This window comes from Halanaerobium sp. ST460_2HS_T2 (assembly GCF_003337665.1).
Taxonomy (GTDB): domain Bacteria; phylum Bacillota; class Halanaerobiia; order Halanaerobiales; family Halanaerobiaceae; genus Halanaerobium; species Halanaerobium kushneri.
Genome location: NZ_QPJF01000042.1, coordinates 1 through 14,701, shown reverse-complemented (window position 1 = coordinate 14,701; position 14,701 = coordinate 1). Strand labels below are relative to the sequence as shown.

Sequence of the window (14,701 nt, the reverse complement as noted above, 5' to 3'; positions counted from 1 at the left end):
AAAGAATTTAAGGCCTGGGCAGAAGCCAATCCTGAGCTAAAAAAACAGTGGGAGCAGGCAATGAGCTTAAAACTGCCGGTAGATTTAAAAGAAGAGATTATGAACTTAGAAATAGAGGCGCCAATAGCTACCAGAAAATCAGCTGGAGCAGCACTGAGTAAAGCTTTTGAGCTGGTACCCTATTTAGTTGGTGGTTCAGCAGACCTTGCACCTTCAACTAAAACCTACAACGGAGAATACGGAGAGGTGCAGAAGGGTGATTATGCCGGCCGCAACTTCCGCTTTGGAGTTAGAGAACATGCAATGGGAGCAGTTACCAACGGTCTTTCCCTGCATCAGGGCTTAAGACCATTTGCAGCAACCTTCTTAGTTTTCTCTGACTATATGCGCCCGGCAATCAGGCTGGCAGCTTTAATGAAACAGCCTGTAATCTATGTCTTTACTCATGATTCTATCTTTGTTGGTGAAGATGGACCAACCCACCAGCCGGTAGAACATGTTGAAGCACTAAGAATTATACCGGGACTAAAAGTATTAAGACCTGGTGATGAAGAAGAGGCCAAAGCTGCCTGGGTAGAAGCATTAGAGACAACAGATCAGCCGACAGCTTTAATTTTAACCAGACAGAACTTAGAGCATATTCAAAAATATCAGGGTCTTGATAACTTCAATAATGGCGGTTATTTTGTCAGCAGTCCCAAAGATGCTGATACAATTATCTTTGCCAGCGGTAGTGAGGTTAACCTGGCCGAAGAGAGTGCCAAACTATTAGCGGAAAAAGGTATCAAAGCGGCAGTAGTATCAGTACCGGAGAGAAGAAAGTTCGAAAAATATGCAGCAGAACACAAACTGCCAGAAGTTAAATTAAGAGCTGCCATAGAAGCAGGAGTAACAGATGGCTGGTACAGGCTTGTTGGCAGAGATGGTTTGGTAATCGGCCTTGACCGCTTCGGCTTAAGCGGAAAAGGAGAAGAAGTAGGAGCAGACTTAGGGTTTAAGGCAGAAAAAGTTGCAGCCAAGATTGAAGCTGCTTTGGAATAAAATCAATTTTCTATTTAAAAAATCAATAGCTAAACTAAAAACCCGCCTTTTCAGGCGGGTTTCATTAACTTAATTTACTTTTCGAAAGGTTTAATAAAATAGAACTCATTCTCAGAAGAATGATCTTCATTAAAAACATAGCCTTCAAGATTAATATTTTTAACTGCTTCCAGACTTTCAACCTGTTTTTTTATCAGCTGTTCAAGCATCCTGCCTCTATTTTGCTTGACATAATAGCCAACAGTTTTCAGGCTGCCGTCCTCTTTTTCTTCTTTAAAATAAAAATCAATTATTTTTCCCTGGTAATTTTTTTCAACAACTTTGCTGTATTCATTTGAGGCCAGGTTTACAATCAAATCAACATTGGCAAAATAATCTTTCATAACTTCCTGCCAGTATTCATAAAGATTGATTCCATCTGGTTTGAGCCGCATTTCCAGTCTGTAAGGCCAGATTTCTGTATCTGAATGTAATGGTCCATACATTGGAGAAATTATAATAAGTTTTTCCTGCAGATAAGAAAACTGCTTTTGATCATAGCTTTCTAAATCAAGCTGTTTAAAAACAGAGCCATTATAGCATTCAATAGCTGGCAGAGTCTGATCTTCAAAACTGTGTTCCTGATAGAGCTCATAGGTTCTATCTAAGAGATTACCCTGAATATCAAGCTCTTCTCCTAAATCTTCTTTGGAGAGTGATTTGAGATAGTTGAATAATTCTTTAGTTTTAGCTTCTTTTAAAATATTTTTACCTTTATCTTTGCGTTTCCTCTCATGATTCTGAGTTTTACTGGGAGATAAGATTATTTTCATTCTGCACCTTCCTTTCTTAATGACTTTTATTTGATTGATTTATTATCTTATTTTAGATACTCAAATCATTTTTTGATCTAACAAATTTTTTAAAAAGTTTCTACTTTCTTTAGTTGTTACCGGTAAAGCATTTTCTGCTGCAAATCCTTTAAATATTTTACTGCTGTTTGTTAAGCTATTACCCAGATTCTTTACTCCAGTTCTAAAGAAATTTTTGTTTTCTTTGACCTTTAATTCCCCGTTTTTATTGAGCAGCAAAAATTTTTCTCCCCATTCGGCCGCGAAATTTAAATTATGAGTGGCTATCATAATTGATTTGCCATTAGCTGAAATTTGGTTTAAGACATCTATAAAAAGCTGTTGAGTAGGGGGGTCTAAAAATGCCAGAGGTTCATCGAATAAAATCAAATCTGGTTCTAGAATTAAAACTCCTGCTAGAGCTACCTTCCTTTTTTCACCATAACTTAAATTACGGGGATTTCTCTTAAGAATACTTTTTAGAGCCAGCAGTTCTACAACTTGGTTAAATCTATTTTTCTTTAAATGTTCTGGAAAAGAAAATTGTTCTGGTCCAAATAATATATCCTCCTGCACAGTAGATGCAAAAATCTGATCATCAGGATTTTGAAAAACATAGGAAATAGACTGTCTTAATTCATCTTCTTCAAAGTGATTTAATAAATTATCCTTAAAAAATATTTTACCATTTTGAGGTTCGTTAATTTTTAAAATGTTGTTCATTAAAGTTGTTTTACCAGCACCATTAGGGCCAAGTAATACAACTTTTTGCTTTGATAAAATCTCAAACGATATATTTTTTAAAACATTATTTTTATTTTCTGGATAACTAAAATTAAGATTTTTAACTTTCAAAATTGCTTGAAGCGATTCTACCATTATTACCATCCTCTATCTAATAAGATAATCAAAGCTGCAGAAAAAATTGTTAGAAATATTGGCTGCCAGCTGATAATTAATTTTTGTTTACTTTTTACAAAAGTCTCACTTTTTAGTCCTCTAAGCCTCATTGCTTTGTAAATACGGTCACTTCTTTTTAAGGAGCGTTCTAAGCTGCTGCCTATAATCTGAGCTATAATTATATATTCTTTAATGTTAAAAAATTTATTTTTGATTTTGGCTCCTCTTAATTTTCGGGCTCTCATTAATCTATTAATTTCTTCTTTTATGACTCTAAAATACCTTAGAATAAAAAAAATCGTTAAAATTATCAAGTCCGGAAAATTAAGTTGAGCAAGCCCTTCTTTTAGATCCTGCTCTGCAAAGTTTTTTAAAATCAATACATTCCACATGATTATAGTTATTAATCTATGAACCAGAATCCAGTTTTTTTCATTTTGAAACCAGACAAGTAAAGCAGCAGTTATTAAAAATGGTAAAAAAAACAAAAATAAGCGCTTTAATTTATCCAGTAAACCCTGGTATAGATCTATAGTTAGCAAAAAAATAGCCATAATAAAATGTAAAGAAATAGATTTTACAATTAAAATGGTAATAATACCAATTAAATAAACTATTAATTTACCACCTGCTGTATTTTTCAAAATAAGTTCTCCTCACCGCTATCGTTATATTTAGCATATTTAAAATTTACAACTAATTTTTAGAAAGTATTTTTCCTATTTTTAATAATAATAGATATGAGACAATAACTCCCAGCAAACCGGCAGCGCCGCCACTTAACAAATCATTATTGATTGGAATTGAATAATCTTCAAACAAAGAGAAACTAGACTGAGCTTGATTTATAAAACTTTTAGTTTCCGCTACTTTTTCCAGACCATCAGGAAAAGAAGAGCTTAAAATAGGATTTAAAAATGCTAGAAAAGCAATGAAGGCTATGATGAGATAAAGATATTTATTATTTTTAAGCATTATTAACGCCTCCTTTTTGATATGCAAGTTCAAATTGGGTTGAGATTGTCTTATTGAGATAGGAAAGTACAAGCATTGTAATTACACCTTCCATTAAACCAATAAGTGTATGCCAGCCAACCATGGCTCCCAGAATGAGATTTAAGTTAACTATATTAGAAAATGATAATTCAAATGCTGCAAATGCTGCTGAAATAACAGTGGCAGATAAACCTGTTATAATAATGCTTAATTTTTCAGAAAAATTAAGCTTAGTTAAAAAGTTATAAATAAAGTAGCCAGCCCATACCTGAATTAAGGCCATATTTAAAACATTTGCTCCCAGAGCCAGAATCCCTCCATCCATAAAAAAAACAGATTGAATAACCAGAATCGAAGTTATAATCAAACTGGCTGACCAGGGACCTAAGACCAGCATAGCAAGCACACCACCCATAAGATGACCGGAAGTTCCAAAACCGATTGGAATGTTAATCATTTGAGCAGCAAAAATAAAAGCACCCAAAATTCCTAAAACAGGTATATTTTTTTCAGAAAAATTATTTTTTAATTTTTTTATCCCATAACTTAAAGCCGCTCCAGACATGAGATATGTAGTTAAACAGGTTTTTAAATCTAAAAAGCCGTCGGGTATATGCATAAATTATCTTTCCTCCTTTTAGTAACACGATTTTTTTTTTCGTGTTATATCTTATTTTCCCTAAATCTTTTAAAAATCCTTCTTTAATTATAAATTGTTTTGATAAATTTTGATTTTACATCTACCGCTAATAGCTATTTTTATTTATAAGTTTAATTCTTTCTTTTTTGTCAAATAAAATATTTTATAGCTTTACTCATAATAATTTAATCTAATTCTAATCTACCGATCGGTTGACAGAAATAGATATTTTATGCTAGAATACTAACTGACCGGTCAGTCAAAAGATTAAAATTTTGTTAGGAGGGGTTCAATATGCCCGAAGATACGAAAAATAAAATATTAGAATCAGCCTTTCATCTTTTTTCCAAAAACAACTATCATGCTGTTTCCATGACTCAGATTGCAAAAGGAGCAGAGATCAGCAAGGGAACACTTTACTGGTATTTTGATAGTAAAGAGGAATTGTTTAGAGAAACTGCAGTTAATGGACTGGATTATTTTTATGAACTTTTTGAAGAAATTGCTGAGAAGGAAATCAGCAGTTACAAGAAAATTAGGAATTTGATTGAATGTGTATTAAAGACATTGATAGAACATTTAGATATGCTTGAAGTTTTTAGAAATAATGTGGAGTTAATCAGCAGTGATTTTAAAGATGCTATTGAAGCCAAACATAAAAAAAATATAAAAATTGTGACTAGAATTGTTGAACAGGGAATAGCAGAAGGTTTAATAAGGAGTGAAAATCCGAATAATATGGCTTCTTTAATCCTATCAGTTTTATTTACGCCCCAGATAAAAGAAATATTAGATGATGACGAGGTTGTAGAAAATAAAGTAAATTTTATTTATGATTTTATAATGAATGGCATTAGTAGAAAGGAGCAATCTGATGAGTAAAAATAAGAAAGTTATCACCATAGTTTTAGCTGCTGTGCTTTTGCTTTCATCTTCTGCAGCTGTTGCAGCAGAAGATATTAATCTAAAAGAAGCGGTAAAAATTATGGCAGCAGAAAATAGGACTCTAGAAAATGCACGTAAAGATATTGAAAATGCAGAAAAGGACATCGAACTTGCTGTGAGATCATATTTTCCTAGTCTTGACCTGCAGACTTCCTATACTAAATTAGATGAAGGACAGCAGAGCTTTGACTTTGAAACATTAAGTACTGTTGAAGGTCCTGATGAAAATTACAGTACTTCCCTATCCTTAACTCAACCAATCTGGCTGGGTGGCAGAGCTTCAATGCAGAAAGAAATTGCCAGTTACAGTCTGGAAATTGCCAGAGCCAGATATGAGCAGAGTTTAGAAGATCAGATTTTTTCTTTGATTCAGGCATATTATGGGGTTCTGCAGGCTCAGGGGATGGTTGAAATTCGCACAGAAGCTCTGGATATAGTAAATGAACATTTAAGAATAGTCAAAAATAATCTGGATGCCGGAATTGCGATCAGACGTGATTTACTGCAGAGTCAGATTGAACAGAGAAATGCAGAAGAGGAGCTGACAGCAGCCAGAAATGACCTGCAGATTGCCAGAAGACGTCTGGCACAGATTTTAACAACAGATAAAAGTTATAATCCGTCTCAGCCAGAGATTTCATTTGATCTTAATTTAGAACAGCAGCAGTTATTTCAGACTGCAGTCAGAAATGAACCCCAGCTGATGATTCTGGAGTTAAATAAAGAAATTGTAAAATTAAATCAAAAGCTTGAAGGACAGTATTATCGCCCCAGTGTTTCGCTCAATGGATCTTATGACTGGCAGGGACCGGAGTTTATGGATCAGAAAAGTTGGTCCATGACTATGGGAGTCAGTGTTCCCCTCTATGATGGAGGTAAGGGTGGTATAAATGCAGAAAAACAGGAAAACGAACTAGAAAAGATTGCTAATAATCGCCAGGATCTGCTGGAAAATTTAGATATTGAAGTTGAAAATTCTATTCTAACTGTTAAAGAAACTGAAGAAGCAATGGAATTAGAACAGCTTTCCCTGAAAAATGCCGCCGAAAATTTAGAAATTGCCAACAAGAGTTATGAAGCTGGAGTAGCCAGCAATACGGATGTTATTGATGCTCAGAGTACTTACAATCAGGCTCAAACATCTCTGCTGCAGGCTGAATATAATTATGAAATAGAATTATTTAGAACAATTTATAAAAGTGGTCGTTTAAAAGAATATTTTAAGGATGTGGTAGAAAATGAAAAATAGATATAAAATACTCAGTCTATTATTGATCTTATTTTTAACGGCTTCACCTGTGCTGGCTCAGGAGGCCCAGATTGTTGAAACCGCTCAGTCAGTTACTGATGATATAAGCCTAAACGAACTTTTTACCGGTACTTTAACTCCGATTCAGGATGTTAATATTCCTGCTCAGACGGGTGGACTAATAGCTCAGGTAAATGTTGAAATGGGTAATCAGGTAGACGAAGATGCTCAATTAATAAAAATAGATGAAGAGGCGCTGCTGATTCAAAAAAATCGTGCTGAAGCAGCTTTAAACAGTGCCCAGGCCAGTTATGAGGAGCTCAAAAATGGAACCACTGAAGAAGAATTGGCCAGAACCAGAGCAGCTTACGAAGATGCCCAGGCCAGTCTGGAAAGTGCAGAAACAAATTTAGAGTTAATGCAGGAATTATATAAGGAAAGACGGACATTAGAACAGCAGCTTGTAAATGCAGAGCAGCAGCTTAATAATGCACGTCAGCAGCTGCAGACTTCAAAGCAGAATCTTAATCAGGCTGAAGTTAATTTTAATCAGGCAAAAAGAGAATATGAGCGTTCGCAAAAGCTGTATGATGATAATGTGATTTCGGAAAGAGAATATGAAAATGCAAAAACTTCTTTTGAAAATGCAGAGTCAACTTATAAAAATGCCCAGATATCAGTTGAACAGGCTGAAACTGCACTTGCAGCAGCTGAAAAGAATTATAAGCTGACCAAAGCAACTTATAATAATCCAACAGAATTGAAACAACAGCTGGAAAATGCCAAAAGTCAGGTTAATAGTGCCCGCACAAATCTCAAAGTTTCTAAAGCTAATTTAGAAGCAGCAGAAAGAGGGCCTCGCGAAGAAAGAGTAAGGGCCGGTCTGGCCTCGGTTAAGCAGGCAAAAGCAAGCCTGGCTGAAATTGAAGATCAAATTGATAAAACAAAGGTTAATGCTCCTTTTTCTGGTTTAGTAAATAGAGTCAATGTTGAGGCAGGAGAAATGATTCCCGCAGGTCAGACAGTGGTTAATCTAATCAATATTGATCAATTATTTGCTGAAATAAATGTTACTGCTGCGACTGTTTCTGCAATTAAAAAAGGTGATACAGTTGATGTTAGAGGTGAGACAATGCAGCATTACATTGAAGGAGAAATAACTAATATTGCTCCCGCAGCAGATGAAGCCAGCAGAACCTTTCTGGTGAAAATTAAAATTCCCAATCAGGATCACAGATTAAGAGCTGGTATGTTTGCTGATGTAAGAATTACTAAAGGTAAGTCGGGTTCTGCGGTAGTGATTCCAATCGAAAGTGTCGTTAATTTAAACAGTGATAATCCTCATGTTTTTGTTGTAGAAGATGGGAAATCAGTAAGAAGAGATATAAGTATTGGGATCAGTACTGACAGCAGAGTTGAAGTTCTGCAGGGGTTAAAAGCAAACCAGGAAGTTATAATTAGAGGTCAAAACAACTTAGAAGCAGGCCAGAAAGTTGAGGTGAGAAATCAGTGAAGTTATCCGATTTCTCGATAAAAAGATCAGTAACTACTGCAATGATTATTTTGATGGTGCTGCTGATTGGAGCAGTGGCACTTTCCAGATTAAGTCTTGATCTTTTTCCAGATATTACCTTTCCAGGTGCAGCAATAATCACAACTTATGAAGGTGTTGGTTCAGAAGAAATAGAGAATTTAATTACCAAACGAATAGAAAGCTCAGTTGCTACAGTTGAGGGAGTTAAAGGTATTACCTCGACTTCTTCAAGGGGTTCCTCAACAGTTGTTGTAGAATTTAACTGGGGTCGTGATATGGATTTTGCTGTTCAGGATTTAAGAGAACAGGTAGATTTAGTTAGTAGTATGTCTTTACCTGAAAATGCTAACAGTCCGATGATTTTCAAATTTGATCCTTCCATGATACCGATTATGGTCTATGGTGTTTCAGCCCAGGGTTTAGAGATTGATGAATTAAAAAAAGAGGTTGAAGATGAATTAATTCCCAGGCTGGAACGTATCTCGGGAGTTGCCCAGGTAAATATGCAGGGGGGGTTGACAAGAGAAATAATTATCTCTCTTAAGCGAGATAAACTGAGTCATTACAATCTTAACTTTGATACTATTATCAATATCGTGCGAGCTGAAAATATCAATGTTTCTGCAGGTGATGTACTGCAGGGCGATAAAGAATTTTTAGTTAGAACAATTGGTAAATTTTCTAATTTAGATGAAATTAGAAACATTAACATTCCGGTGGGAAATGGACAGATTAAATTATCTGATGTAGCAGAAGTTAGGGATGGTTTTGCTGATCTAAAAACTTTAGCCAGGACTAATGGAAAGCGCAGTCTATCACTCGCAATCCAGAAACAGACTGATGCAAATACCGTTGAAGTGGCAAGTGCTGTTAGAGAAGAAATAGATCAAATACGAAATGATTATCCTAATTACAGTTTTTCAATTGCGATGGACCAGTCTGAGTTTATAGAAAAATCCATTGCCAGTGTAAGTCAAAATGCTATTCTTGGTGGTCTTTTAGCTGTAATTATACTTTTCTTGTTCTTAAGAAATATTCGCAGTACAATAATTATTGCAACAGCAATGCCGATATCAATTATTGGTACTTTTATCTTAATGTACTTTGCAGATGTTAATTTAAATGTTATTTCACTTGGTGGACTGGCCCTGGGGGTAGGTATGCTGGTTGATAATGCAGTAGTTGTACTGGAAAATATTTATCGTTATCGAAGTATGGGAGTAGGTAAAATTGAAGCTGCTCGCGAAGGGGCTTCTGAGGTTGGAATGGCTATTGCTGCTTCTACAGTTACTACTGTTGTAGTCTTTTTACCTATTGTTTTTGTCGAAGGAATGGCAGGCCAGCTTTTTCAGGATTTAGCCTTAACAGTAGCTTTTTCTCTAATTGCTTCCTTGATGGTCGCTTTAACCTTAATTCCAATGCTGGCTTCTAAGATCTTAAAAGTTAAGCAGAAAGAATTAGATAGAAATAAAAAAGAAGGTAGGATAAAAAGAATTTACCGGGGAGCACTTAGCAGAGCTCTTAAACATCGCTGGGTCTTTGTTGTTTTATTGATAGTTTTATTAGTTGGCAGTTTCGCCTTAATACCTCAGTTAGGATTTGAGTTTATGCCGAATAATGATCGGGGTGCATTTTCGGTTAGCTACGAACTACCAGTGGGGACTGCTTTATCTAGATCTAACGAAGTTTCGACTGAAATTGAGTCTGTATTGACAGGAATAGATGAAGTAGAAACAATAATTGCCACAGTTGGGTCTGGTGGTCAGATGATGTCTACTTCTACCAGCAGTCACCTTGGCAATATAAGTGTTCAGCTTGTAGATTTAGCTGAAAGAGATCGATCAACTTCGGAAGTAATGGAAGAAGTACGGCAGAGCATTAACATTCCTGATGTAGACATCTCTGTTGAAGAACAGCAGGGTATGAGTGGGGGAGGTTCTCCAGTCAATGTAAAACTTCTTGGAGATAATTTAAATATATTGAAGAGAGAAACTGCCAAAGCTGTTTCCGCAATAGAAGATATTGAAGGCTTAAGAGAAATTGAAGATAGTTTTTCTGAAGGTCAGCCGGAATATAGAATAAAGGTTAACCGCTCTATTGCAAGTCGCTTTGGTTTAAATGTAAGTCGAATTGCAAATACAGTCAGGACAGCAATTAATGGAAGTACTGCAACAAGATACGAGGTTGCAGGTGATGAATATGATATTAGAGTTCGTCTAGAAGAAGATCAAATAGGACAGATGTCTCAGGTGCCTGAACTTAACATTCAAGCTGCCAGTGGACAGATGATACCATTAAATAGGATAGCAAGTCTGAAAATTGATGAAGGACCTGTAGAAATTTTACGTCAGGATCAGGAACGTTATTCTGAAATAACTGCTGACATACATGGTGTGGATCTTGGTACAGTTATGGAGCAGATTCAGTCTCGTTTATCTAAGCTAGACTTACCGGACGGATATAGATTTAGTTATGAAGGTGAATTTGCTGATATGCAGGAATCATTTAGCAGTCTTGCGATGGCTTTTGGACTGGCGGTAATTCTGATTTATATGGTTATGGCTTCTCAGTTTGAATCGCTGATCCATCCCTTTACAATTATGTTCTCTATTCCTCTGGCAGTGATTGGTGTTATCTTCGGATTGTATATTACTAACTCTATAGTCTCGGTGGCATCGATATTAGGTTTAATCACTCTGGCTGGTATAGTTGTAAATAATGCGATAGTTATGGTTGATTATATTAATCAGCTGCGCAGAAGTGGTACCGAAAAAATAGAAGCTATTATTACAGCTGGAACTGTAAGATTGAGGCCAATTATGATGACAGCATTGACAACAATTCTGGGTCTGCTGCCAATAGCAATGGGTATTGGAGAAGGTTCCGAATCAACCCAGCCGATGGGGATTGTAATTGTTAGTGGCTTAACCTTTGCTACATTCCTGACTCTTTTTGTGATTCCTATTTTTTATTCTTTAGTTACAGATTTAAGAACAATTGTAGTTGCAAAAATAAAAGGGATACCAAAGGAAGAAGCGGCTAAACACATTTAACAAATATTAGAGCCGGGGAGTTTTAGAGAACTTCCCGGCTTTAAAAAATAATGATTCAATACTAAAAAACTTTTTGTTCAATAAGATTGGGTAAGGGGTGGTATAGGTGAATAATGTTTATACTTTATTAATTAATTTTCTTGATCAGAATAATAGAGTTGACTATCATAAAGTTAAACTTTTGCTGGCTAATAATTTGAAACTTGGTCAGAAGAATTTTTATATTAAAGATAGTAATCTTGATTATTCACAATTAAGCTGCAGTGATAAAAAAGAATACTATAAAAAAATGGTTAAATTAATGCCAGAAGAGTCAGATTTTAAAATTGAGCTTAACTTTAATTCTCTTCGTGATATACAGGAAATTATTAAAGATTTAAATAAAACAGAGAAGAAATTTGATTTAGTACTCAAAAGTCCATCTATTACTGAAGAAACAATGGGGTCCTATTTTAAAGACTATCTGTCTTATCTTAATTTTTTAAGCAGTAATAGCAGCCGAAATTTTTATATAAGTTTTAATACCAGACTTTTATCTTTAATTGAGGGTGAAACATTGATAAAAAAAACTAAAGATTTTCAGGCTGTTAAAGGATTTGTAACTAATCCAGTTTATCCTTATGATTTAGACTTTGAGAAATTTACTACCTTAAAAAATAAATATAATGGACGCTTTGAATTTTTAGCATCTGCTGATGACTTGTATTTTTTAAATCTTAACAAAGGGGTTAAAACAATTAGCAGATATATCAATTTACTGCCAGATTATTTTAAAAAAATAAATATAGAAGTGAAAAATAATAATTTAGATAATGCTAGAAAATATCAATTGATTTTAAATGATTTTATTAATACAAATAACAATTTTGGAGAAGGTTTGGCTTTAGAATACCTGCTATCAAGGTATTTAAACTTTGAATTTAGTTCTGAAAATAGCTTAACTAAAAGTGAGAAATTAATTTTGGAATCGGAATTCAAAAAAATAAATGATAGTTTTGTTGACAAAGTATAATTTTTTATGATATATTATGAATGACCGGTCAGTCATTAGAAATTTGACTTTAGGTTTGAACTAGGAGAAAGCGTGAAATATTTTCATAAATGATTTACTCAGTAAGCGACTTGTTACCCCTTGTTGTTCCTGCTGAGAAATCATTTCGGGGGGCACCGGTTTTCTCCTGGTTTACTTTTATTGCTGTTAATCTACCTTTTTTTAAAATGAAAAGGAGGTGAAAAAACACTTCGAAGATTTAAAAATATTTAAGGTAGAATAACATATACAGGATCTGAAAAAACAATTATTTAAGTTAAAAATAATAAGGAAACTAGGTCACTTATTGTTTTCTTAAATGAGAGTTGATCTCTCAGATCCAGAAATAGAAAAGAAAAATTCAAAAGAAAACAAAAGGAGTGTTAATTTTTATGAAAAAACTTACAATTACAATTGCTTTACTGTTAGTTGTAGCATTTGCTATGCCTACCTTTGCACAGTCATTCTCTGACGTGCCAAGTGATCACTGGGCATATGATGCAATCAACAAGCTGGTTGCTGCTGGTATCGTTGAAGGTTATCCTGATGGCGAATACAAAGGTGACCAGAACATGACTCGTTACGAAATGGCTGTTATGGTTAGCCGTGCTCTAGACAACATTGTTGCTGAGCAAGAAGCTATGGCTGAAGAAATGGACGCTATGGGTGAAGGTCTAACTACAGGTCAGGCTGAAGACGTAACTGCTATCGTTAAGTCCTTAATGGAAAAGAATACTCAGGACAGCTTAACTGATGCTCAGGCTGAAGAAGTAGCAGATATCGTTGATGCTTTAACATTTGAATTAAAAGCTGAACTTAAAGTATTAGGTGCCGACGTTGACGCTTTAGGTAAAGATATGGCTGAATTAGAAGCTAAAGTAGACGCTATGGACGTTCCACAGGATAAGATTGAGTTTGGTATGGATATTAAAACTCAGTTTGAAGTAGCTAATTATGGTGAAACTGATGTAGAAAAGAAAGCAGCATTAGATCTTTTATCTGATGGAGATGCGATAGATGAAGATTATCGTCCAGGTGAAGATCCAGATAAATTCCCATCTGAAAAAGCTTTCTTTCAGGAATATGATTTTAATATGAATGGTGCTCTGGGAGATGCTGAATTTAATTTGGCGGTTGATACAATTACAGATGTGTTTACAGAAGAAGATTATCCGTTAGATTTAACTACTTCTGAATCTGATTCTCCTGACTTTAAAATGGATTCTGCTTATCTAGAAGTTGCTTATGAAAACTTTGATTTCAAGCTGGGTGACCATGGTGATTTTGCAGTAGCTCCATATTTTAATGATGAAGAGGATCGTGAAGGTATTGAAATGACTACTTCATATATGGATACAAACATTAGAACATTTGTTTTGGGTTCTGATGCCAGTAGTGGAGATCCTGAAGATGATGAAGAATACTATGGGATTGAAGTTGGAAGAGATTTAGAATTCGGTACTTTAACTGGTAAGGCATATCATGTTAGAGATGCAGCAGTAGATTTCTTAGGAAATGCTTCAAATAAAAATGAAACTACTATTTTAGCTGCCCAGTTAGAAAATCTAATGATTGTTGATCAATTCAAATTGGGAGGGGAAGTTGCTTTTTCTTCCTGGGATGATGAAACAAACAATATAGATGATAATGATAGTTATATGGTATTGAATGGAGAATATTATGCAACTGATGCTTTAACTCTTGCTGGTAAAGTAGAAGTTGTTGGTGAAAACTTTGTCGGACCATATAATGATTTAGAGGAAGATAATAATTATAATTTATATAATTTAGGCGCGGAATATGTATTAAATAAAGATAATACAATCACCGGTGCTTATACATTAGTTGATTATGATCCAGGGGCAGAAGAAAAAAGTACTATTGAGTTAGGTCTTGAAAATGTAACTGGTAAATTCACTAATAATATTGGTGCAGAATTTACAATGAATGATGATTATACAGATGATTATGAAACTACACTTATCACTTTAGGTACTGAGTATATCTGGGATGAAACACTTACCCTTGGTGCAGAATTAGCTAATAAAACTAAGGATGAAGCTGGAACAGATGTAATCACTTATAATTACCTAACAGCTTTTGCTGATAAGGGATTAACTGAAAATGTGAGCTGGAAAACAGAAGCTATCTTTATTGATGGTACTGTAGGAGTGGGTTTTGAAGATGTTTATGGTAATCCATATACAACTGAAGAAGATGGACAAGCTACTGGCTTAACTACTTCTTTATCTGTAAGCTTCTAAAGAAAATCTATAATTGAAGATTAAAAAGGCCCGAGGAGATATCTCCTCGGGTTTTTTGAGTTTTATTATATTTCTTTATAAAATTGAATTTTAAAAGAGCAGGTAGAGATATTAATTATAAAAAAAGGAGTTTCCCCATTTTTTAAAATAGCAAAAACTTAAAGTTATCAACAGGCAAAATTGTGGATAAATTGTTCTTAGAAACTCTTAAAATAGATT

11 protein-coding genes and 1 pseudogene are annotated in these 14,701 nt (G+C 34.6%); 7 read left to right on the top strand and 5 right to left on the bottom strand.

Features of this window, described 5'->3' with window-relative positions; all coding sequences use genetic code 11:
• A pseudogene (locus DFR80_RS14200) lies at positions 1-1,041 on the top strand (transketolase); the annotation flags it as partial.
• A 74-nt stretch (positions 1,042-1,115) separates the two neighbouring features.
• Here the strand turns inward: DFR80_RS14200 and DFR80_RS14195 are convergent.
• The 5 genes from DFR80_RS14195 to DFR80_RS14175 are packed head-to-tail and all read right to left on the bottom strand — an operon-like array spanning position 1,116 to position 4,386.
• Complete coding sequence (locus tag DFR80_RS14195) at positions 1,116-1,853, bottom strand: YaaA family protein (protein WP_076544993.1); 738 nt, start codon at positions 1,851-1,853, stop codon at positions 1,116-1,118.
• 60 nt (positions 1,854-1,913) lie between these two features.
• Entirely contained in the window at positions 1,914-2,750 is an 837-nt protein-coding gene (locus tag DFR80_RS14190; RefSeq protein WP_076544991.1) for an energy-coupling factor ABC transporter ATP-binding protein, read from the bottom strand.
• A gap of 2 nt (positions 2,751-2,752) precedes the next feature.
• Positions 2,753-3,415 (bottom strand): energy-coupling factor transporter transmembrane protein EcfT, encoded by a 663-nt coding sequence (locus DFR80_RS14185; RefSeq protein WP_076544989.1) that lies wholly within the window; start codon positions 3,413-3,415, stop codon positions 2,753-2,755.
• A 52-nt stretch (positions 3,416-3,467) separates the two neighbouring features.
• The gene (locus DFR80_RS14180; protein ID WP_076544988.1) at positions 3,468-3,746 is read right to left on the bottom strand and encodes a PDGLE domain-containing protein; all 279 of its coding nucleotides are present in this window, start codon (positions 3,744-3,746) and stop codon (positions 3,468-3,470) included.
• Positions 3,739-4,386, bottom strand: coding sequence for an energy-coupling factor ABC transporter permease (locus DFR80_RS14175; RefSeq protein ID WP_076544986.1), 648 nt, complete (start codon positions 4,384-4,386; stop codon positions 3,739-3,741). The genes DFR80_RS14180 and DFR80_RS14175 overlap by 8 nt, the downstream gene beginning before the upstream one ends.
• A gap of 315 nt (positions 4,387-4,701) precedes the next feature.
• On the opposite strand from DFR80_RS14175, the gene DFR80_RS14170 reads away from it, so the two are divergent.
• The 6 genes from DFR80_RS14170 (at position 4,702) to DFR80_RS14145 (ending at position 14,482) form a co-directional block, all read left to right on the top strand.
• Positions 4,702-5,289, top strand: a complete 588-nt coding sequence (locus tag DFR80_RS14170) for a TetR/AcrR family transcriptional regulator (protein ID WP_114490374.1) — start codon at positions 4,702-4,704, stop codon at positions 5,287-5,289.
• The gene (locus DFR80_RS14165; protein ID WP_076544982.1) at positions 5,282-6,601 is read left to right on the top strand and encodes a TolC family protein; all 1,320 of its coding nucleotides are present in this window, start codon (positions 5,282-5,284) and stop codon (positions 6,599-6,601) included. The genes DFR80_RS14170 and DFR80_RS14165 overlap by 8 nt, the downstream gene beginning before the upstream one ends.
• Positions 6,591-8,114: an efflux RND transporter periplasmic adaptor subunit gene (locus tag DFR80_RS14160; RefSeq protein ID WP_076544981.1), complete on the top strand. Its 1,524-nt coding sequence runs from the start codon at positions 6,591-6,593 to the stop codon at positions 8,112-8,114. Before DFR80_RS14165 ends, DFR80_RS14160 begins: the two co-directional genes overlap by 11 nt.
• Positions 8,111-11,188 carry an efflux RND transporter permease subunit gene (locus tag DFR80_RS14155; RefSeq protein WP_114490373.1) on the top strand — a complete coding sequence of 1,026 codons (3,078 nt, stop codon included), beginning with the start codon at positions 8,111-8,113 and terminating at the stop codon, positions 11,186-11,188. Before DFR80_RS14160 ends, DFR80_RS14155 begins: the two co-directional genes overlap by 4 nt.
• 106 nt (positions 11,189-11,294) lie before the next feature.
• Positions 11,295-12,200, top strand: a complete 906-nt coding sequence (locus DFR80_RS14150; protein ID WP_076544978.1) for a hypothetical protein — start codon at positions 11,295-11,297, stop codon at positions 12,198-12,200.
• Between the two features lie 410 nt (positions 12,201-12,610).
• Positions 12,611-14,482 (top strand): S-layer homology domain-containing protein, encoded by a 1,872-nt coding sequence (locus DFR80_RS14145; protein WP_114490372.1) that lies wholly within the window; start codon positions 12,611-12,613, stop codon positions 14,480-14,482.
• Positions 14,483-14,701: the final 219 nt, after the last annotated feature.

Excerpts from the sequence above, each read along its gene's own strand:
- DFR80_RS14180 (WP_076544988.1), bottom strand. The coding sequence starts at position 3,746 with ATGCTTAAAAATAATAAATATCTTTATCTCATCATAGCCTTCATTGCT.
- DFR80_RS14170 (WP_114490374.1), top strand. The coding sequence starts at position 4,702 with ATGCCCGAAGATACGAAAAATAAAATATTAGAATCAGCCTTTCATCTT.
- DFR80_RS14160 (WP_076544981.1), top strand. The coding sequence starts at position 6,591 with ATGAAAAATAGATATAAAATACTCAGTCTATTATTGATCTTATTTTTA.
- DFR80_RS14175 (WP_076544986.1), bottom strand. The coding sequence starts at position 4,386 with ATGCATATACCCGACGGCTTTTTAGATTTAAAAACCTGTTTAACTACA.
- DFR80_RS14145 (WP_114490372.1), top strand. The coding sequence starts at position 12,611 with ATGAAAAAACTTACAATTACAATTGCTTTACTGTTAGTTGTAGCATTT.
- DFR80_RS14195 (WP_076544993.1), bottom strand. The coding sequence starts at position 1,853 with ATGAAAATAATCTTATCTCCCAGTAAAACTCAGAATCATGAGAGGAAA.
- DFR80_RS14190 (WP_076544991.1), bottom strand. The coding sequence starts at position 2,750 with ATGGTAGAATCGCTTCAAGCAATTTTGAAAGTTAAAAATCTTAATTTT.
- DFR80_RS14165 (WP_076544982.1), top strand. The coding sequence starts at position 5,282 with ATGAGTAAAAATAAGAAAGTTATCACCATAGTTTTAGCTGCTGTGCTT.